This window comes from Opitutus terrae PB90-1 (assembly GCF_000019965.1).
Taxonomy (GTDB): Bacteria; Verrucomicrobiota; Verrucomicrobiia; order Opitutales; family Opitutaceae; genus Opitutus; species Opitutus terrae.
This window is the reverse complement of sequence record NC_010571.1, coordinates 836,677-856,710: the sequence shown is the minus strand read 5'-3', so window position 1 is coordinate 856,710 and position 20,034 is coordinate 836,677. Positions and strand designations below refer to the sequence as shown.

Annotated in this window: 18 protein-coding genes and 1 tRNA gene; 11 read left to right on the top strand and 8 right to left on the bottom strand. The window is 64.0% G+C overall.

Annotated elements, in window-relative coordinates:
• Positions 1-3: 3 nt before the first annotated feature.
• Positions 4-420 carry a DUF423 domain-containing protein gene (locus OTER_RS03530; RefSeq protein ID WP_012373525.1) on the bottom strand — a complete coding sequence of 139 codons (417 nt, stop codon included), beginning with the start codon at positions 418-420 and terminating at the stop codon, positions 4-6.
• A gap of 242 nt (positions 421-662) precedes the next feature.
• On the opposite strand from OTER_RS03530, the gene rplM reads away from it, so the two are divergent.
• The 5 genes from rplM to OTER_RS03505 all read left to right on the top strand — a co-directional run bounded on the left by rplM (position 663) and on the right by OTER_RS03505 (position 5,906).
• A complete protein-coding gene (rplM, locus tag OTER_RS03525) occupies positions 663-1,091 on the top strand; it encodes a 50S ribosomal protein L13 (protein ID WP_012373524.1) in 429 nt (142 codons plus the stop codon).
• An 8-nt stretch (positions 1,092-1,099) separates the two neighbouring features.
• Complete coding sequence (rpsI, locus tag OTER_RS03520) at positions 1,100-1,501, top strand: 30S ribosomal protein S9 (RefSeq protein ID WP_012373523.1); 402 nt, start codon at positions 1,100-1,102, stop codon at positions 1,499-1,501.
• Between the two features lie 313 nt (positions 1,502-1,814).
• Positions 1,815-2,840 carry an N-acetyl-gamma-glutamyl-phosphate reductase gene (argC, locus tag OTER_RS03515; RefSeq protein WP_012373522.1) on the top strand — a complete coding sequence of 342 codons (1,026 nt, stop codon included), beginning with the start codon at positions 1,815-1,817 and terminating at the stop codon, positions 2,838-2,840.
• Between the two features lie 287 nt (positions 2,841-3,127).
• The gene (locus OTER_RS03510) at positions 3,128-4,588 is read left to right on the top strand and encodes a homospermidine synthase (RefSeq protein ID WP_012373521.1); all 1,461 of its coding nucleotides are present in this window, start codon (positions 3,128-3,130) and stop codon (positions 4,586-4,588) included.
• A gap of 178 nt (positions 4,589-4,766) precedes the next feature.
• Positions 4,767-5,906 carry a type III PLP-dependent enzyme gene (locus OTER_RS03505; RefSeq protein WP_012373520.1) on the top strand — a complete coding sequence of 380 codons (1,140 nt, stop codon included), beginning with the start codon at positions 4,767-4,769 and terminating at the stop codon, positions 5,904-5,906.
• 80 nt (positions 5,907-5,986) lie between these two features.
• Here the strand turns inward: OTER_RS03505 and argJ are convergent, their stop codons facing one another.
• Positions 5,987-7,303, bottom strand: a complete 1,317-nt coding sequence (gene argJ, locus OTER_RS03500) for a bifunctional glutamate N-acetyltransferase/amino-acid acetyltransferase ArgJ (protein WP_012373519.1) — start codon at positions 7,301-7,303, stop codon at positions 5,987-5,989.
• 244 nt (positions 7,304-7,547) lie between these two features.
• Here argJ and argB point away from each other — a divergent pair, with 244 nt between their 5' ends.
• The 4 genes from argB to OTER_RS03480 all read left to right on the top strand — a co-directional run bounded on the left by argB (position 7,548) and on the right by OTER_RS03480 (position 12,242).
• Entirely contained in the window at positions 7,548-8,426 is an 879-nt protein-coding gene (gene argB / locus OTER_RS03495) for an acetylglutamate kinase (protein WP_012373518.1), read from the top strand.
• Between the two features lie 226 nt (positions 8,427-8,652).
• Positions 8,653-9,870, top strand: coding sequence for an aspartate aminotransferase family protein (locus OTER_RS03490; protein WP_012373517.1), 1,218 nt, complete (start codon positions 8,653-8,655; stop codon positions 9,868-9,870).
• 119 nt (positions 9,871-9,989) lie between these two features.
• The gene (argF, locus tag OTER_RS03485; RefSeq protein ID WP_012373516.1) at positions 9,990-10,943 is read left to right on the top strand and encodes an ornithine carbamoyltransferase; all 954 of its coding nucleotides are present in this window, start codon (positions 9,990-9,992) and stop codon (positions 10,941-10,943) included.
• A 72-nt stretch (positions 10,944-11,015) separates the two neighbouring features.
• Positions 11,016-12,242: an argininosuccinate synthase gene (locus OTER_RS03480; RefSeq protein ID WP_012373515.1), complete on the top strand. Its 1,227-nt coding sequence runs from the start codon at positions 11,016-11,018 to the stop codon at positions 12,240-12,242.
• A gap of 215 nt (positions 12,243-12,457) precedes the next feature.
• Here the strand turns inward: OTER_RS03480 and OTER_RS23600 are convergent, their stop codons facing one another.
• The 4 genes from OTER_RS23600 to OTER_RS03460 are packed head-to-tail and all read right to left on the bottom strand — an operon-like array spanning position 12,458 to position 16,552.
• Entirely contained in the window at positions 12,458-13,456 is a 999-nt protein-coding gene (locus OTER_RS23600; RefSeq protein WP_012373514.1) for an MlaD family protein, read from the bottom strand.
• A 42-nt stretch (positions 13,457-13,498) separates the two neighbouring features.
• Positions 13,499-14,311 carry an ABC transporter ATP-binding protein gene (locus OTER_RS03470; protein ID WP_012373513.1) on the bottom strand — a complete coding sequence of 271 codons (813 nt, stop codon included), beginning with the start codon at positions 14,309-14,311 and terminating at the stop codon, positions 13,499-13,501.
• A 2-nt stretch (positions 14,312-14,313) separates the two neighbouring features.
• Positions 14,314-15,066, bottom strand: coding sequence for an MlaE family ABC transporter permease (locus tag OTER_RS03465; protein WP_012373512.1), 753 nt, complete (start codon positions 15,064-15,066; stop codon positions 14,314-14,316).
• Position 15,067: 1 nt separating this feature from the next.
• Positions 15,068-16,552: a hypothetical protein gene (locus OTER_RS03460; protein WP_012373511.1), complete on the bottom strand. Its 1,485-nt coding sequence runs from the start codon at positions 16,550-16,552 to the stop codon at positions 15,068-15,070.
• 423 nt (positions 16,553-16,975) lie between these two features.
• On the opposite strand from OTER_RS03460, the gene OTER_RS03455 reads away from it, so the two are divergent.
• A complete protein-coding gene (locus OTER_RS03455; RefSeq protein ID WP_012373510.1) occupies positions 16,976-17,554 on the top strand; it encodes an RsmD family RNA methyltransferase in 579 nt (192 codons plus the stop codon).
• Positions 17,555-17,687: 133 nt separating this feature from the next.
• Here the strand turns inward: OTER_RS03455 and OTER_RS03450 are convergent, their stop codons facing one another.
• Together OTER_RS03450 and OTER_RS03445 are read right to left on the bottom strand one after the other, a co-directional pair.
• A complete protein-coding gene (locus OTER_RS03450; protein ID WP_158305351.1) occupies positions 17,688-18,404 on the bottom strand; it encodes an RsmE family RNA methyltransferase in 717 nt (238 codons plus the stop codon).
• 201 nt (positions 18,405-18,605) lie between these two features.
• Positions 18,606-18,679: transfer RNA gene (locus OTER_RS03445), tRNA-Gly, on the bottom strand.
• Positions 18,680-18,815: 136 nt separating this feature from the next.
• On the opposite strand from OTER_RS03445, the gene OTER_RS03440 reads away from it, so the two are divergent.
• A complete protein-coding gene (locus tag OTER_RS03440; protein ID WP_044891538.1) occupies positions 18,816-19,997 on the top strand; it encodes a type II secretion system F family protein in 1,182 nt (393 codons plus the stop codon).
• Positions 19,998-20,034 lie beyond the last annotated feature (37 nt).

Genomic DNA, 20,034 nt, shown 5'->3' with positions numbered 1-20,034 from the left:
TGACTATTCCTTCACGGGCGGGACGCCCGTGCCACTTTCGCGTTTGCTCATGGCGGCCGGGATCAGCAGCAGCCAGCCGATGAGCAGGGCGATCCCGCCCAGTGGCGTGACCGGTCCCAACCACCGCGGCCCGCCCAGCGCCAGCCAGTAAAGCGAACCGGAAAAGAGCACCAGACCGACGACCCAGCTGAGCGCCGCCCAGGCTACGGGCTTGTTGTGGTCCGCGAGAACGCGCAACCAGACCGCCAGCGCGAGCAGCGCGATCGCGTGCAGCAGGTGATAGCGGGCTGCCGTCTCCCAAGGGAGGGTCATTCCGCGCGCCAGCAGCGTTTCCCGCAATCCGTGCGCGCCTGCTGCACCCAGCCCAACGCCACTGGCCCCCAGCAAGGCGGCGGCGATCATCGTAATCCGGTGGTTCATAGCGATAGGGTTGCACAACCTGACAGCAAAACAAGCCGCCGCATTGGTGCCCTCGGCCGCGTCTGAGCGTCGGCGAACCTCATCACGCACCCACGAGGAGTTATCGTCGGCGCACGCCATTTTCGGGTTGGCTTTGCCGGAAGCAGGCGGCGGGATGCTGAAATCGCCGCTTCGATTGGTTTCCCCTCGAAAACAGGGGTTGACAGGCTTCGGCGAAACCCTAGCTCTTGGCCTCTTTTCTCATGAAGACCTTCCTCGCCAAAAAGGAGACAGTGCAGCCGAAGTGGTATCTGATCGATGCCGCCGGCGTTCCGCTGGGCCGTCTCGCTGTGAAAGCCGCCAACATCATCCGCGGCCGCCACAAGGCAACCTACACGCCTACGGTCGATACCGGCGACTACGTCATCGTGATCAATGCCGCCAAGGTGGCGCTGACCGGCAAGAAGGAAGAGCAGAACGAGTACATGTTCTTCTCCGGCTTCGTCGGAGGCGAGAGCCGCCGCAAGGTTTCCCTCATGCGCGAACGGCACCCGGAGTTCATCATCGAGCACGCCGTCAAGGGCATGCTGCCGAAGAACCGGATCGCGGCGAAGATGCTGACGAAGCTGCGCGTGTTCGGCGGCGAGACTCACACGCACGAGGCCAACAATCCCGTCAAAGTCACCGTCTGATCTAGTCCATGAGCACTGTCGCCACGAACGTTTTCCTCGGCACCGGCCGCCGCAAGACCTCCACCGCCCGCGTTCGGATCACCGAAGGCACCGGCAAGCTGACCTGCAACGGTCGCGATTTCGAAAACTACTTTTCGCACGAAAACTTCGCGAAGCAGGCCTACGCGCCGCTGCTCACGGTTGATCTGCGCGACAAGATTGACGTGACGGTGAACGTCGCCGGCGGCGGCGTGGCCGGTCAGGCTGGCGCCGTGGCGCACGGCATCGCCCGGGCCCTGCAGAAGATGAACGGCGAGCTGCGGCCCGCGTTGAAGAAGGCGGGGCACATCAAGCGCGATCCGCGCGAGAAAGAGCGCAAGAAGGCCGGCCAGCCCGGCGCCCGCAAGCGCTTCCAGTTCTCGAAGCGCTAAGCGCTCGCGCGACATTCGATCGATTTTTCAACCGCCCGTGGCTCGCGCCCGGGCGGTTTTGTTTTGTTGGCGCGCCCTGCGGTTGGGCCACGGGCAACGCGTGCGTGGGAGCGCGGGCGTCCGCCCGCTCCGGACTGCGGCCGAGGGCGGCCGCGCTCCCACCCAGACGGCGTGCGTCGTGGCATGCACACCCGCGCAGATGCGTACGAGACGCCCACGCTCCCAGCTGGCCCGCGAAAACCTCTCCGGCTGATTCGCCTCCGGCCGAAAACCGCCTCGATTACGCGGCAGTTTCATCAATGCTCATCCTCCTATGAAAGTCGGCATCGTTGGTGCGTCCGGTTATTCCGGTGAAGTCCTCGTCAAGATCCTGCTCGGCCATCCGAACGTCACGCTGGCGGCAGTCACGTCGCGCTCGAACGCGGGCAAGCCGCTCGCCGCGGTGATTCCCGCGGTGCGGGGCATCGATCGCGGGCTGAAGTTCACCGACTCGGACGCCGCGGCCCTAGCCGCCAGCGACATCGACCTCTTCTTTCTCGCGCTGCCGCACGGCGCGGCCGCGACCTACGCGAAGGCGCTCGTGCCGGCCGGCAAGCGCGTGATCGATCTCAGCGCCGACTTCCGGATCGCGAACCTCGCCACCTATCAGAAATACTACGGCGAACATCACGCCCCCGAGCTGTTGCCCGGCGCCCGGTTCGTGCTGCCGGAGCTCACGCCCCCGAGTTGGAAGAAAGAGGCGAAGCTGATCGCCGCGCCGGGCTGCTATCCGACAAGCATTCTGCTCCCGCTGATTCCGTTGCTGAAGGCGGGCCTCGTCACGCGCGAGCACATCGTGGTGAACGCTTACAGCGGCGTGAGCGGCGCTGGCAAAAAGGTCGATGAGGCCTATCTCTACGCCGAGCGGGCGGAGAGTTCGAAAGCCTATGGGCTGGTCAAGCACCGGCATCTCGCCGAGGTCGAGGAGCAGCTCGAGCTCTACAGCGGCGCCAAGACCGTGATCCAGTTCAACCCGCACCTCGCGCCGATGCGTCGCGGCATCGCCACGACGACGACGGTGCCCGCTGCAGCCGGTGCGAACATCGACAAGCTCTACGCGGCGTGGCGTGAGACCTACGCCAAGGCACCGTTTGTCCAGATTCTGCCGAGCGGCGAGACGCCGGACACCGCCTACACGATTGGCACGAACCGGATCGACATGTCTGCGGTGCACGATCCACGCACGAACAATTTCGTGATCACCTCGGCCGAGGACAATCTCGTGAAGGGCGCCAGCGGACAGGCGGTGCAGATCATGAACCTGTGGTGCGGATTCGAGGAGACGGCGGGGCTGGTGTGAGTGCGTGGGAGCACGGGCATCCTGCCCGCAATCGAAAATGCAGCGGTGTGGGCGAGACGCCCGCGCTCCCAGCGTAGCCGCGGCGTTCATCACGCGCCGCACGGCGAAACCGTGAGGCTATAGAGGGGGCGGTTTTCCGCGCGCAGCTTCGCCCGCGGTGCGAAAACCCTTGTCAGTCCGCGCGCGCGTTGCGCAAAGTGCGGACGCATCGACGTTGCGCGCGCCCAATCGTATTTCTCAGGACGAACGTTCCTGAACGCGCGCATGTCGTCGCCCCGGAATCCATCATGATCGAATTCGCCAACAAGATCCTGTTCGTCGGCTACGGAGCCGTAGCCGAGTGCACGCTGCCGATTCTTTTCAAGCACCTCAAGGTGCCGGCAAAAAACGTCACGGTGATGGATTTTGAAAACAAGGCCGCCAAGCTGAAGCCGTGGACGGCGAAGGGCGTGCGGTTCGTCCGCGATCGGATCACGAAGGAAAACCTCGATCGGTTGCTCAGCAAATTCCTCGGCGAAGGCGATCTCCTGATCGACCTCGCCTGGAATATCGACGCCTGCGAGATTCTGCAGTGGTGCCGCGATCACGGCGTGAAGTATGTGAACACGTCGACCGAGCTGTGGGACCCGTATTCGACCGGGCTCAATGCGCACCCGACGACGAAAACGCTTTATTGGCGGCACATGACTCTCCGCCGCATGATCGCGAAGTGGGACGGGAAAGGCGCGACCGCGGTGATCGAACACGGCGCGAATCCCGGTCTGATCTCGCATTTCACCAAGCAGGGTCTGCTCGACATCGGTGCGGCCGCGCTCGCGGACAAGAAGTTCAAGCCGCGCGCCGCCGAACGGATCCAGCAGTTCATGGCGGAGCGGCAGTTCAACCTGCTGGCACAGGCGCTCGGCGTGAAGGTGATTCACGTCAGCGAACGCGACACGCAGATCACGGACAAGCCGAAGCAGGTGGACGAGTTCGTGAACACGTGGAGTATCGAAGGCTTCCGTGAAGAGGGCCAGACCACCGCGGAGATGGGTTGGGGCACGCACGAGAAGCAACTGCCGGCGCTCGCATACGAGCACAAAGAGGGGCCGCGGAACCAGATTTGTCTCGCCCGGATGGGGATGAACACGTGGGTCCGCACCTGGGTGCCCGACTACACGATTCAGGGCATGGTGATCCGCCACGGCGAAGCGTTCACCATCACCGACAAGCTGACGGTGTGGGAAGGCAAGAAGGCGGTCTACCGGCCGACGGTGCATTACGCGTATTGCCCGTGCGATGAGGCGATCTCCTCGCTGAACGAGATGCGCGGCTACAACTACAAGCTCGTCGAGAACCAGCGGATCATGAATGACGAGATCACCAGCGGCTCCGACATCCTGGGCGCGCTGTTGATGGGCCATCCCTACAACGCGTGGTGGACCGGCAGCGACCTTTCGATCGAGCAGTCGCGGAAGCTGGTGCCACATCAGAATGCGACCACGATGCAGGTGGCGATTTCAGTCACCGCCGCCTCGTGCTGGATGATCGAAAATCCGCTCGAAGGCGTGTGCGTGCCGGACGATCTCCCGCATGACTACGTGCTGAAGATCGCCAAGCCGTATCTCGGCAAGTTCATCTCGAAGCCGCAGGATTGGACGCCGCTGAGGGACCGCTTCAATCCGTTCAAAGGCTACAACAAGCCGGACCTCGATCTGAAGGATCCCTGGCAGTTCAAGAACTTCCTGGTCACCGATCACGCGGGCTGAGCCGGCGGGAGTCGTTCGGCAGGTAGGGACGCGTCTCCGACGCGTCCGTGATCAACTCCCGTCTTTCGCGGGCGGCTCGGAGAGCCGTCCCTACCTCGACCCTTTGGCTCGTTCGCTCGCGGCTTAAAGCTTGCGCCGGCGACTGCGACTCCTTGGAACGATTGCTTTCTTCTATCCCATGATCTCTCCCACGCGGCTGCAGAAACTCGCGAAGGAACACGGCACCCCCCTGTTCATCGTCGATCACGATGCCTTGCGCAAAGCCTACCGCACCTTCCGCAAGCACCTGCCGCGGATCCAGGTCTACTACGCGGTGAAGGCGAACCCCGACCCCGCCATTGTCCGCACGCTCTTCCAGGAAGGCGCGAGCTTCGACGTCGCCTCGATGCCGGAGTTCATGATCGTCCACGAGAACATCAAACGCCTGCCGGCCAAGGAGCGGCAGGAGTGGATCTGGGACAAGATCATCTACGCCAATCCGACCAAGCCGACGGAGACGCTCGAAGAACTGAACCAATACAAACCGCTCGTCACCTTCGACAACCTCGAGGAGATTCAGAAGATCAAGCAGCACGCGCCGAACGCGGGCCTCGTGCTGCGGCTAAAGGTGCCGAACACCGGCGCGATGGTCGAACTCTCCTCGAAGTTCGGAGCCTCGCCTGGCGAGGCCGTGGACCTCATCCTCGAAGCGGACAAGGCCGGGCTCGGCGTGGAGGGGATCAGCTTCCATGTCGGTAGCCAGACGACGAACTTCGAGAACTACGTCCAGGCGCTGAATCTCTCGGCGAACATCTTCCAGGAAGCGCGCGAGCGCGGTTACACGAAGATGAATCTGCTCGATATCGGCGGCGGTTTCCCGGCGCCGTATGACGACACGGTGAAGCCGTTCGAGATGCTGGCGAAGGTCATCAACACCGAACTCGACCGGCTCTTTCCGAAGGAGATCCAGATTCTCGCCGAGCCGGGCCGGTTCCTCGCCGCCGTGTCGGGCACGTCGGTGGCGAAGGTCATCGGCAAGGCCGTGCGCGACGGCAAGACCTGCTACTACATCAACGACGGCGTCTATCACACCTACTCGGGCGTGATCTTCGACCACTGCAAATATCCGGTGAAGGCGTTCAAGAAGGGACCGACGTCACTCTGCTCGGTGTTCGGCCCGACCTGCGACGCGCTCGATGTCGTTTCCATGGCGGAGAATCTGCCGGACCTGCAGCGCGGCGATTTCGTCTACAGCGTCAACATCGGCGCCTACAGCCACGCCTCTGCGACCTACTTCAACGGCTTCCCGCCGGCGAAGGTTGTGCACGTGAACCAGTAGGTAGGGCGCTTTGTCCTCGAAGCGCCGATGCCATCGGCGATCAGGCGCTGGGCGGCGCGTCGGGATAGCGCGCCCAGCCTTCAGCTCCGATAATCTGCGTTCTCGCTCACGTATTCGTGCGTGAGATCGCCGCCAAGAATGACGGCGCTCGCGGCACCGCTGCCGAGGGAAATGGCGATCTCGACGCAGCGCTCGTGCGGCGGAAAATGGATCGGCGGCGTGAACACGCCGTTCTGCGGCGCAGCGCTGGCGTAGAGCTCGGCGCTGCGCAAATGCGCGACGAGCGCATTCTCCTTTTCGGGATTCAGCTGGAACACGCCATTGGCGAAAATCTCCAGTCCGCCCATCGTAACCCGGAGTTTCGAGACGTCCGTGTCGGGCGCATGCGCGCCGACGTGCTTGCCGATCGCCTGCACCAGCCGACCGACGTTCGGGTCGTTGCCGGCGACGGCGCACTTGAACAGCGGCGCGTTGACGATCGCCTTGCCGAGGGCGCGCGCGAGCTCGGCGCTCGCCGCTTGAGAAACGGATACGCGAACAACGTGCCGCACGCCTTCGCCATTGCGCACGACGTCCTCGGCGAGATCGCGACACACGACGGTGAGCGCGCGCTCGAATGCGGCGGGATCAGGGCAGGGCACGCGGCCGGAGGAAAGCACCAGCACCGTGTCCGAGGTGCTCGTGTCGCTGTCGATGCTGATCGTGTTGAAGCTGGCCGCGACGGCCCGCGTGAGCATCGCGCGCAGCTCCGCGCGGGGCACCGCCACGTCCGTGAGGACGTAGACCAGCATCGTCGCCAGGTTCGGCTCGATCATGCCCGCACCTTTGGCGATGCCCACGATGCTGCCCGCGCCGACCGTGGCGCGGCGGACTTTCGGGTAAAGATCGGTGGTGACGATGCCCTCGGCGGCCGGCATCACCGATCCGCCGGCCAGCGCGCTCGCCACCTGTGGAAGATGCGAGACGATCGCGTCTGCCGGCAGCTTCCAACCGATTACGCCGGTCGAGCTGGGCAGGACTTCGGTCGCGCGGAAGCCGAGTTGCCGCGCCGTTTCCGCGCAGATCCGCTCCGCCGTCTCGACGCCGCCGGGCGCGCATACGTTAGAGATCTTGTTGTTCACGATCACGGCGCCGACCGCCGGCTCCTGCAGGCGGCGGCGGCCGACGATCACCGGTGCGCCGGGAAACGCGTTGCGCGTGAACACGGCCGCGAAATCCGGCGTCGGCTGCTCGAGCGCGATCAGCGTGAGCGTCATCTTCGCCGGCTTCGGCGCTTCGCTCGGAGTGAAATCGAAGCGCGTCGTGCCAACGCGGAAACCGGCCGGCAGCGCCGCTTGGGAGGCGAGCCAGGCGCGATGCTCGGCCTGGCTCGTGAACGTGAGATTGGTGCTAGGCACGCGCAACAAGTGGCACGCGCGCGCGTGGAGTGAAGAAGATTTTCGCCGCCGGCCATGCCGCTCGCCGGAGCGGGGCGGGCGACTAAGAGACGCTCGTGGCCGGACATCAGAGAAATCCCTGCTGATATTTTTGTGGAAATGCAGCGGTCGGGTCGCTTATTCAACCAGTCACTTCAAATCACGTGAGCACCTCGCTTCGTCTCTCCTCCTTGCCTGCGGCCGCGCGCCGCGCGTTCTGACCGCGATGAACGTCGCCGAAATCACCGCCAAGGCGGAAGTGCTGTTGGAAGCGCTGCCCTACGTTCAGGATTTTCGTGGTTCGATCTTCGTCGTGAAATACGGCGGCAGCTTCATGGACGATCCGGATCCGGCCGGCCGGACGCGCGTCGCGCGCGACCTCGCGTTCCTCGCCGCTGTCGGCATCAACGTTGTCGTCGTGCACGGTGGCGGCAAGGCGATCACACGCGCGATGGAGAGCTCCGGCTTGAAGGCGAATTTCGTCAACGGCATGCGCCAGACCGACGAGGCGACGATCGCCGTCGTGAAAAAGACGCTCGATGAAGTCGTGAATCGCGACGTGTGCGACGCAATCGGCGGCGCCGGCGGCAAGCCGAAGGGCATGCCCGGCGACAGCGTGCTCGTCTGCCAAAAGCTCACGACCGACGACAACGGCAATCCGGTCGACCTTGGCTATGTGGGCGACGTCACCGAGGTGAAGGTGAAGTTGATCAAAAAGGAGATCGCGGATGGTTTCATTCCCGTTATCTCGCCGGTCGCGGAGGGTTACGACGGCAAGCCCTACAACGTGAATGCCGATCTCGTGGCGGGCCGCGTCGCGAGTGCGCTGCGGGCGCGCCGGCTGGTTTACATGAGCGATGTGCCCGGACTGCTGGCGAATCCCGCCGATCCCGAGTCATTGATCTCGACCGTGAAGGTCGGTCAGATCGACGACCTGAAGAAGAAGGGAATCATCGACAAAGGCATGCGGCCAAAGGTGCAGAGTGCGATGCGCGCGCTGCAGGAAGGCGTGCAGCGCGTCCATTTCATCGACGGTCGGCTGGCGCATTCCCTGTTGCTGGAGATTTTCACCGACAAGGGCATCGGCACGGAATTCGTGCAGTAGCGCGGCCACGCCGGAGATCGGGTGGAACCCGCCGTACCGGCGGGTGCGCTGGTTGATCGCACGAGTGAGCCGCCCGCCGGGACGGCGGGCTCTACCTCTGCAGTTGTTTCTCCATCCCGCCCGCATCCGTCACACTCCCGCCGTCGATCACGCGCGGGACTGTGTTGGCCGCGACGCAAATCGATCTTTCGTTTGCCGGCCGATCGTGTGAACTGTCACTTCCCCGATGAACTCTCCCACGATCGTTCGCACCAGCACGGCCGAGCTCTACGACGCGTATGTTCTCAAGAACTATGCGCGTGCTTCTCTCACGCTCGTGCGCGGCCGCGGCACGCAGGTGTGGGACGACACCGGCAAGGCCTATCTGGATTTCACCTCCGGCATCGCCGTGAGTGCGCTGGGTCACTGCCACCCGCACTGGGTGGCCGCCGTGCAGCGGCAGGCGGGCGAGCTCATTCACGTCAGCAATCTTTTCCGCAACCCGAACCAGGGCGAGCTCGCGCGGCGGGTCGTCAAGGCGGCGGGACCAGGCCGGGTGTTCTTCTGCAACAGCGGCGCCGAAGCCAACGAGGGCCTGATCAAGCTCGCGCGACTGCATGGCATGCAGAAGAGCGGCGAGGAAGGGAAGTGCATCAAGATCATTTGCGCGAAGCATGCGTTTCACGGCCGGACCTACGGCGGGATGAGCGCGACGCCGCAGGAGAAAATTCAAAAGGGCTTCCGGCCGCTGGTGCCGGGCTTCGCCTTCGCCGAGCTCAACCATCTCCAAAGCTTCGTCGATCTCGTCGACGACCAGACGGCCGCGATTTTCATCGAGACGATCCAGGGCGAAAGCGGCATCAACCCGTGCACGGTTGAGTTTCTGCGCGGGCTGCGCGAGCTGTGCTCGCAGCGCAACCTGCTGCTGATGCTGGACGAGGTGCAGTGCGGGATCGGCCGGACGGGGCGGTTCTACGCCTTCGAGCATGCCGGGATTACGCCGGATGCCGTGGGCATGGCGAAGGGCCTCGGTGGCGGATTCCCGATCGGCGCGATGTGGGTGCGCGATCGGTACGCGGACTTGTTTCACCCGGGCAATCACGGCACGACGTTCGGCGGAACGCCGCTCGCGTGCGCGGCGGCGCTGGCCGTGCTCGACGTGATCGAACGCGACGGACTGCTGGAGAAGGTCCGTCAGCAAAGCGGGCCGTGGCTGCAGGCGCTGCAGCAGCTGGTCACCGAGTTTCCGGCGCAGGTGAAAGCGGTCCGCGGGCAGGGCTATCTGGTCGGCGTGCAGCTCGCTTCCGATCCGGCGCCGTATGTGGCGGCGTTGCGTGAAGCCGGGCTGCTCGTGCCGACCGCCGGCAACAACGTGATTCGGCTGCTGCCGCCTTTGAATGCGCCGGCCGAAGAGCTGGCGCGTTCAGTCGAGATCCTGCGGAGCGTCCTAAAGACGAAGGGCTGACCGCGTCGGCAGCGTCGGTGCGGCTGCGCCGGCAAGGCGCCAACAAAGGTAGAAAGGCCCTTTGCTCCCAATTTTTCACTCGTGAGCCGAGGTTTCGCGCTCTAAAAGTTTCCGTTTCCATGAAGCACTTCCTCAAGGAGACCGACTTTGCGGCAGCAGAATTGCCCGCGCTGTTCGGGCTCGCGCAGAGCCTGAAGCGGAACCGCGGCGCCGCGGGCCCGCGCCCGCTCGCGGGGCAGACTTGGGCGATGATCTTCTCCAAGTCCAGCACCCGCACCCGCGTTTCCTTCGAGGTCGGTATTCATGAGCTCGGCGGCAATCCGCTCTTCCTGAATCGAAACGACATCCAACTCGGCCGTGGCGAGACGATTGAGGATACCGCACGGGTGCTGTCTCGGTTCGTGCACGGTCTGGTGGTGCGCACCTTCGAGCACGCCGAGGTCGAACAGCTGGCGCAGCACGGGACGATCCCCGTGATCAATGCCCTGACCGATCTGCTCCACCCGTGCCAGATCTTCGCGGACGCGTTCACCCTCGCCGAGCGGTGGGCGACGGGGACGAACGGCGACGATCTGCTCGCGTCACTGCGGGGCCGCAAGATCGCGTTCGTCGGCGACCGCGGCTGCAACGTGGCGAACTCGTGGATTCTCGGGGCGAACGTGTTCGGGATGAAGATCTCGCTCGCCGGCCCGCAAGGCTTTGACGCCGCGCCCGAGTTCAACCAATTGCTCGACCGCGAGGGGCTCAAGAACGGCTACCAGTTTACGACCGACCCGTATGAGGCAGTTAAGGACGCGGACGTGGTTTACACCGACGTGTGGGTCAGCATGGGCAAGGAAGAGGAAACGGCGGAGCGGATTCGCGTGATGTCGCCGTTCGCGGTCGACGCGAAACTCTTCGCGGCCGCCAAGCCCGACGCGCTCTTCATGCACTGCCTGCCGGCACACGTGGGCCAGGAGGTCACCGAGGACGTGCTCGCTCTGCCGCGCTCGATCATTTTCGATCAGGCGGAAAACCGGCTGCACATGCAGAAGGCCATTATGGCCACGCTGGCAGGTGCGAAAAAGCTTTGATGCCCGTCGTGTCTCGGAATTTTTCTCTTTGCGCCTGATGCGCGTCTTGGCGGCTAATCTGAATTCATTTCCATGAAAATCGTCCTCGCATACTCCGGCGGTCTCGACACGTCGGTCATCGTCAAGTGGCTCCGGGAAACCTACGACGCGGAGATCGTCACCTTCGCGGCGGACATCGGGCAGGAGGAGGAGCTAAAAGGCCTGCCGCAGAAGGCCCGCAAGACCGGCGCGTCGAAACACTACACGCTGGATCTGGTGGAGGAATTCGCGCGCGACTTCATTTACCCGATGATCCGTGCGAACGCGATCTACGAGGGTCAGTATTACCTCGGCACGTCCATCGCGCGTCCGTTGATCGCGAAGGCGCAGGTCGAGATCGCGAAGCGTGAGAAAGCTGACACGGTCGCGCACGGCGCCACCGGCAAGGGCAACGACCAGTGCCGGTTCGAGCTGACGTACATGGCGCTCGATCCGAAGCTGCAGATTGTGGCGCCGTGGAAGATCGAGAAATTCCGCGAGCAGTTCCCGGGCCGCGCGGAGATGATCGCCTACTGCCAGGAGCACAAGATTCCGGTCGAGGCGTCGCTCAAGAAGCCGTATTCGATGGATCGCAATCTCCTGCATATCTCCTACGAGGCGGGCATCCTCGAGGACCCGTGGTTCGACCCGACCACGCCCGAGAACAAGGGCATGTTCAAACTCTCGGTCTCGCCCGAGGACGCGCCCAACAAGGCGGAATACGTCGAACTCGAATTCGTGAAGGGCAACTGCGTCGCGGTGAACGGCAAAAAGCTCTCGCCCGCGGGCGTGTTGAAGGCGCTCAACAAGCTCGGCGGCAAGCACGGCATCGGCCGGGTCGACTTGGTGGAGAACCGTTTCGTCGGCATGAAGTCCCGTGGCGTCTACGAGACGCCGGGTGGCACGATCCTGATGCAGGGCCACCGGCAGATCGAATCGCTGACGATGGATCGCGAGGTCATGCACCTGCGCGACTCGCTGATCCCGAAGTATGCCGAGCTGGTTTACTACGGATTCTGGTTCGCCCCGGAACGCGAGGCGCTTCAGGCGCTGGTCGACAAGAGCCAGGAGAACGTCACCGGCACGGTCCGGCTGAAGCTCTACAAGGGCAACATCATCACCTGCGGCCGGAAGTCGAAGTATTCGCTCTACGACATGAAGGTCGCCTCGATGGAAGGCGTGAGGAGCTGGTACAACCAGAGCGACGCCACCGGGTTCATCCGGCTCAACGGGCTGCGGCTGCGCGCGCGCTATTACGCGCAGGGCGGTCCGAAGGTGTAGTTGGCAGGGCGGCCACACCGTGGCCGCCGGAAACACGCTGGTGCTACACGGCGCGCTCGGAGAGCACGCCCTACCGGCGCTGCCGTGCCCACTCGAAGTGGGCCGTTTTGCGGAAATCTTCAACGAAAGAGCCCGCCAGGACGGCGGGCTCCATCGGATGAGATTTCAGGGTCGTGGGCTGGCTCGGCGCTCGCGGCGGCTATGCCGCCGCGCGCTCAGAACAGCGAATTCGCGACGACGCCGACGGCGGTGATCGGGCCGGAGTCGCTCATGCCGTCGAGCGCGCGGTCGGCCTTCTTTAGCGTCGACTGTGCGCTCTGGTAGAGCTGGTCGTCACGGATTAGCTTGCCGAGCGTGCCTTCGCCCTTGGCGATCTTGTCGGACACCGAGCGGAAGTTCGCCATCGTGGCCTTGAGGTCGCTCGCGGCGTTTTCGTCGTAGACGAGCGCGCCGATCGTGCCCTTGCCGGATTTCACCTGGTCGACGATGGCCTGCGCGTTGGCCATGAAATCCTTGGCGCCAGCAGCGGCACCCTTGATGTCCTGCACCGCCGCAAGCAGCTCGTCATGGAGCGCGGGATCGTTGACGAGCTTGCCGAGCGTGCCCTGCCCCTGGTTCACCTTGGCGGTGATGTCCTGGAGATTGCTCATCGTCGCGGTGACCTTCTCCTGGTTTTCGGTCACGAGCCGGTCGAGCTTCTGGAACAAACCGGGCTGGCCTTCCTCGCCGCTCATGGCCTTGCCGAACGCGCCCAGCGCGCCCTCGAGTTTCTGGCCGAGATTGCCGAGGTCGCTCATGATCGAGTTGAAATCGGCGGTGTTGCGCGTGCGGATTTCATCACCCGGCCGCAGCACCGGCGCACTCGGGGTGCCGAGATCGACGGCGATGTAGTTCGTGCCGATCAGCCCGGACATCGAGATGGAGGCGACGGCGTCGCTCGGGATCGTCGAGTCAGTGTTGATCCGCAGGATCGCCTCGGCGCGTCGTTTCTCGGGGTTCAAACGGGTGCGCTCGACGACGCCGATCTTCACGCCGGCCATCCGGACCTCGTCGCCATTCTTCAGCTCTTTCAACGAGCCGAACGGAGCAATGAGCGTGTAGCCGTCTTCCCGAAAGATCTTGCCGCCGCTGAGGGTCTCGAAAGTAACCCAGGTCAAAGCGAGGCCGAGGACGAAAAAGAGCCCGACGCGGGCGGTTTGTTGTGCGGTGTTCATAGGGCAGGTCTCCGAATCGAAAGGTGCGGTGCGAAAGCGTGTTCAGATCTCGAGCTTCTTGAAGCGGGGGTTCTTCAGATCGACCTGGGGGTTCAGGAAATCGTCGATCCGCGGGTCGTGAGGATCACGCAGCGCCGCAGGCGGGCTGACGTGAATGAGCTGGCCGTTCATCAGGATGCCGACGCGATCGGCGATGCTCAGCGCGAGATCCCGGTCGTGCGATACGACGATCGTGGTAACGTGAAACTCGTCCTTCAGCGTGGCGATGATTTCGCTGATGGTCGCGCCCATCACGGGATCGAGCTCGCTCGTCGGTTCGTCGTAGAGCATGAGCTGCGGCTCCATGACGAGCGCGCGGGCGATGGCGACGCGCTTCTTCATGCCGCCGGAGAGTTCGGCGGGCAGCTTCGAAGCGGCGTTTTCGAGCGAGAGAATCTGCAGCGCGCGCATCACTTTCTCGCGGATGCCACCCTCGTTCGCCACCTGGTGCTCGCGCAGGTAGAGCGCGAGGTTGTCGTAAACGCTGAGCGAGTTGAAGAGCGCGCCAGCCTGGAACACCAGCGCCATCCGGATCTGCTCGCGCGTACGTTCCGAACTCGCGTCGTGGCTGTCGACCATCACGCGGCCGGCGGTGGGCAGTTCGAGTCCGACGATGTGTTTCAGCAACACGCTCTTGCCCGAGCCGCTGGGGCCCATCAGCACGAAGATCTCGCCCGGCTCGACGGCGAAGCTGACATCCTTGAGGACCTGCAGCGCGCCGAAGCTTTTCGACAGGTGTTCGACGGCGACGCTCACGGCGGGCTTTTCCTCCGCCGTGAACGGGTTCCGGGTCAGACTGGGAGAACGGTCAGCCATGGTCAGAGGAGCGCTTTCGTGACGAAGTAGTTCAGCACGAGGATGAGGATGAGCGAGGTCACCACGGCCTGCGTGACGGCGGCGCCGATTTCGCGCGGGCCACCACGCGTGTTGAGCCCGATGTTGCAGCAGACCAGAACGACGCCGAAGCCGAAGACCTCGGCCTTGATGAGCCCGTTGAGCACGTCCTTGAACTCCGTGTAGCGGCGCAACACGGCGAAGTAGGCGGGCGGATCGATCGAGATGAAGGTGGTGTATTTCGCGACGATCGCGCCGCCGAACCAGCCGACGAGGTTGGCGATCATGACCAACACCGGCATCATGAACAGCACCGCGATCAATCGCGGCAGCACGAGCATTCGCTCGGGCGGAATGTTCATCGTGACGAGCGCGTCGACTTCCTGGTAGACCTTCATCGAGGCGAGTTCGGCAGCGATGGATGAGCCCACGCGACCGGCGAGCAGGATGGCGACCATGACGGGACCGAGTTCCCGAGCCATGGAGAGTCCGACCAGCGAACCGATGTATTGCTTGGCGCCGACGTTCTGCATGGCGTAGCCCGCCTGGAGTGCGAGCACGCTGCCGATGAAGAAGCTGAGGATCGCGACGATCGGCAGGGTGGTGTAGCCGATGGTGAAGCACTGCTCGATGAGCCGGGCGCGCTGACGTGGCAGCGTGCCGATGAACGAGAGGCTGCGCACCAGCAGCAGCACGGTGCTGCCGATACCCTCGAAGATGGCGTGGAATTGTTTCATGTCACCGGGCCGCGGCCCGAAGCTTGTTTTCTTTCGCCGGGAAATCGAACCAGAAGAACCGCCAGCGGCCGGTGGCCGCGCTGCGCTGCCACGCGAGCAGCCCGTTGCCGAAGGCGATGCGTTTTTCGCCCGCGCGTTCGCGGACGCTGAACAGCGGGCCGAGGTGAAACTCGCGCTGTTGCGGCGCCCGCCGCCACGTCAACAACCCCCAGAGGAACTCGTGTCGCTGGGTGTCGGGCGCGGTTTGATCGAAGCGGTAGAGCGCGAACAGCGGCGACCAGGACACGCGCACGCGCTCGTTGTCGGGGAAGAACACCTCTAGCGGGCTCGGGATCTGCACCTGCTTCCGGCCGGCGCCGTTGTCCCAAGAGCTGATCAGCGGCCAGAGGTGCGCCTTCTCGGCCATCGGCGCCTGCGGATTCGTCGCGCTCCGCTGCTGGGTCGAGCGGTAAAGAAAATAGAGAACCTGCCGTTGCGTGTGCTGCAGCGCGGGATCGGACCAGGTCTTCTCGCGGTAGATCGGCCACGCGATCCACGTCTTTTCCGTGCCCTTCACGATCGAGTGCGTATAGACCGGGCCCCAGCGGTTCACCTTTCGTTCATCGCCGTGCCCCTGAACGAGAAACGGCCAGAAGTAGCGGGTCTCGTGATAGCGGATGGGTTGCGTCCGATCGGTGTAGCCAAAAAACGGCCACACATAGCTGCGGTTCACGAACCCGGTGTCGGTTTCGCTGGTGTAAAACGGCAGGAAACCGACCTCGCGCCGTGGAGCGGCGGGGTGCACGGCGTCGCCCGCCGGCCTGAGGGTGTTGTTCCAGATCAGCGGCCACAGGAAATACTGGCGCTCGAATTCGCCCGGCCGCTCCCGCCGGCCGAACAGTGGCCAGAGCGCAAACCCCTGCTCGGTGCCGCGCGTCACCTTGATGAACGGCCACGGCGTGCTCGTGCTCACGGCGCCGGATTTCTCGGCGCGGCCATAGAGCGGAAACAAGGTCCACGACAGCTCGTCGTAGCCGAGGCGGGATTTGAGAGTGCCTGCGATCGGGAACAGCGCCCGATAGGATGTTTCCGGAGATCCGGTGTCTCGCGAGAACCAGAACGGCCACACATCGAACGTATCGTGGCGCGTCGTCGCCGGCTCGCTTGATGCGAGATCGTGCGAGCTCGAGCGGTTCATCAACTGGAAGACGCTCCAGCGAAAGTTCGTGCCATCCGTGCGATACGTGAAGACCGGATAGAGGACGTTGGTCTCGCGCAGGTCGCCGGCCGGCGTGGTCCAGCGGGCGAAAAGCGGCCGAACTCCGGCGACCCGGCCGGGCTCCGCAGACGGTTTTTCGAACACGAGCGGGCCGATCCACTGCGATGAAAGCACCACCCCTTCGTCGTCGGTTTGGTCCACCCGCACCGGCCACGTGTTTTCCTCCGCATGCGCGGCAGCGCACACCCCGGCAAAGCCGAGAGTCGCGATGAAGCGGAGGAAGCTCATGGGTTGTAGTCTAGCGAACGTGCGCGCCGTTGCGCATCGGGTCCGTGGAGGAGTCGGCGACCACGGCTCGTTCGATGTGTTAAGGATCAAGTGGTAGGAAAATCGGCCGCCGGTGCAAATGCTATGTTGAACCGGAATCGAAGCGGAGTGTTCCAATTAACTGGTGACGTGCAGCATGCCAGAGTTCGACGCGACGGGATGGGGTGAAAACCCCTCGCGCGGACCCCTGGCGCGCCTTTCCGGATGCGGACTCGCCGCCGCCGGACTTGCCGCGGGTTTCGGAATTGAAGAACGACCGCTGCCGGAATCACATGACGCCGGACGTGCTCGGCGCCTCGCCCGGTATTCGATGATGACAAACAACGCGTTTTTACCCGCCATCCCTAAGTGTTTGGAGCTTGGGGGGCCAAAACTACCCGCGTCATGCGCATAACCGGCGGAGTTGCGCGAGGCATCACGCTGGCGGTGCCTAAAGGTGACGCAGTCCGCCCGGCGACGGATGGCATGCGGCAGGCCGTGTTTTCGAGCCTGGGCGAACGCGTCGTGGGAGCCCAGTTCCTCGATCTGTTTGCCGGCAGCGGTGCGTATGGGCTCGAGGCGGTCAGCCGGGGCGCGGCTGGTGGTGTGTTCGTGGAGAGAAATGCGAAGGCGGTCGCCTCCATCCGCCAAAACATCGCGGCGGTGTGCAAGAGCGTGGGCCGTGCGCCGACCGGATTGACCGTGCTCCAGATGGACGCGTTGGCTGCGCCGATCGGTGGAGGTCGCGTGCCGAGTCTCGTCTTCATCGATCCGCCCTACGAGGTGATTTCCGAAATTTCGGCGCCGCTGTTTGCCCGGCTCACGGACGTGCTTGCGGGTGAACCCGACGCGCTCGTGGTGATGGAGATGCCGGGTGAAGTCGAACTCGCGCCGACGGGCTGGACCTGTCTCAAGCGGCTCGGCAAGGGTGCGCGCCAGCCCACGGTGGCGTTTTTTCGCCGGTCCGCCCCCAGCGCGAAGTGAGGCTGGCGCTTCTTCGGCGCATGTCACTTTTCTGACTTGGGACGGGGCTGCGCCCACGTGGCACGGGAGTCTCCCCCGTGGTTTTGCAGGTAACGAAGATGCTCAGACGCGTCTTGCGCGGCTTACGTCGTCGCTATGCGACGCCGAGCGCGGCTCGCACCAGCGTGATGGCTGCGATGCAGGCCGTTTCGGTTCGCAGTACACGTTCGCCGAGGTGCGCGAAAGTGAATCCATGGTGGCGAAGCAACGCGCGTTCCGGCGTTGACCAACCGCGCTCGGCGCCGATCGCCAGCGTCACCCGCGGTGCGTCAATCTCGCTCCGCGCGAGCGGTTGTGCCGCTTCGTAATTGTCGAGCGCGAACCGCGCCTCGCCGGGCATGAGCGCGGCGACGACCTCGGCGAGAGATCGGCCATGGGTGACTTCCGGCAGCCGCGTGCAGAACGCCTGCTCGGCGCCGATGACCACGTGCCGTCGCCACTCGCCCGAGCGCCAGAGAGCACTGCTCGCGTAGTTCGGATCGCCCTTCTCCGTGGCGACAAAATGGAGCGCCTGCACGCCAAGGGTGGTCGCGTCCCGGAGGATGTCGCGAGCGGTCTGGGGTCGCGGCAGCCCGATCACGAGAGCGATCGGAGCGGCGGGTGGTGGCTCCGCGGTGGGCGTGAATTCGCAATCATAGTCACCGTCGGCCCGCGGCCGCAGCCGGGCCTTCCCGCGCGGACCGTTGATGATGCCGGCGTCGAAAGCGTCGCCTGCAGCACGATGCAGTACCGCGAGAACGTGGCGCACCCGCGGATCACCTGCCGCGAGCGGTCGGTTGATTTCTGCCGGTTCGAAAAGAATCAGATTCACAGGGGATCCGCTCCCGCTGCGGAGCACGCAGCGCTGATGCCGAGACTCCCGTCCCAGCCCAGTCTGCTGGCGGAGGCCGGAGCACTTCCGCCGCGTCGGCGGTGGACCGCTTTCGCTCGGTGGTCGATCGTTCGCTGCATTGGTCGGGTGGCGGGACCGTCGCCGCGCCCGCGCGCGCCCGCTGCGGATGGGCGCGAAACTTGGTGCGGGTGGACGGAATCGAACCGACGATACCGCTTTGGAAGAGCGGAGTTTTGCCACTAAACTACACCCGCGAGCGCCGGGGCAGTGTTGCCCGTGTCAAAATGCGGTCAAGCTTCCGTTCGTGCCGCAAGTCACCGTCGGGCTTTTTACCGATTGTGAACGCAAATGGGGTTGCGAGCGTGCATTGCTAGCGTTTGCGTCGTGACCATGGCTCTCATCTCGTCGGCTGCATCGGGTCCAGGTGCCGCGACCCGTACGGATGCATCCAGGAAAAGCACGGGCAATGTCCGGGCGGCGCAAGCATTGGCGAAGCAGAAGGCGCTCGAGAAGAAGGCCAAGAAATACAAGCTGCCGCTGGGTGAACTGGCGATCTTCACGCAGCAACTCGCCTCGTTGCTCATCGCGGGCCTGCCGTTGGTGCAGTGTCTGGAAGCGCTGCAGGACCAGACCGAGGACCCGTGTTTCCGGATCATCATCCGCGATGTGCGTGCGGACATCTCGTCCGGCAACTCGTTTTCGTCGTCGGTGAAAAAATTCCCCAACGCCTTCAACAGCCTCTTCGTCTCGATGGTCGAAGCCGGCGAGGCGAGCGGTGGGCTGGCCGAGATTCTGGGCAAGGTGGCCAGCTACTTCGAGTCCACCGTGCGGCTGACGAAAAAGGTGAAGTCGGCGATGACCTATCCGATCGCGGTGATCGGCTTGGCGGTCGCGTTGGTCAACGTGCTGCTGATCTTCGTGATTCCCGTGTTTGCGTCGATGTTCGCGGACTTCGGCGCCAAGTTGCCGGCGCCCACGCAGGCACTGATCGATCTCTCGGAGTTCATGAAGGCGTATTGGTGGGCCATCGGACTCGGCTGCTATGGGCTTTATTGGTTTATCAAGAAGTACGTTTCGACCCCGACGGGCCGCCGACAGAAGGACCAGTTCCTGGTGAAGGCGCCGATTTTTGGGAACCTCATTCACAAGATCGCGCTGTCCCGTTTCTGCCGCACCTATGCCACGCTGATTCGCTCCGGCGTGCCGATTCTGCGCACGCTCGAAATCGTTTCCGCCGCGAGCGGCAAGGTGCAGATTGAGGAGGCTTGCGTCGAAATCACGCGGCATGTGAGCCAAGGCGGTCAGGTGTCCGAGGTGCTCGCCGCCAATCCCTTCTTCCCCCCGATGATGAAACATATGGTGAAGGCCGGCGAGTCGACCGGCAACGTCGACGGGATGATGACAAAAATATCGGATTTTTACGACGTCGAGTGCGAGGCGACCGTGGCCGCCCTGACCTCGCTGATTGAACCCTTACTCATTGTCTTCCTTGGCGTCGTGGTCGGCGGCATCGTCATGGCGATGTTCCTGCCGATCTTCCAACTGGGCGCGGTTGCCGGCGGACTGCAGTAATCTTTTTCTCGAGCGGGCCGATTGAACGTAGCACGTT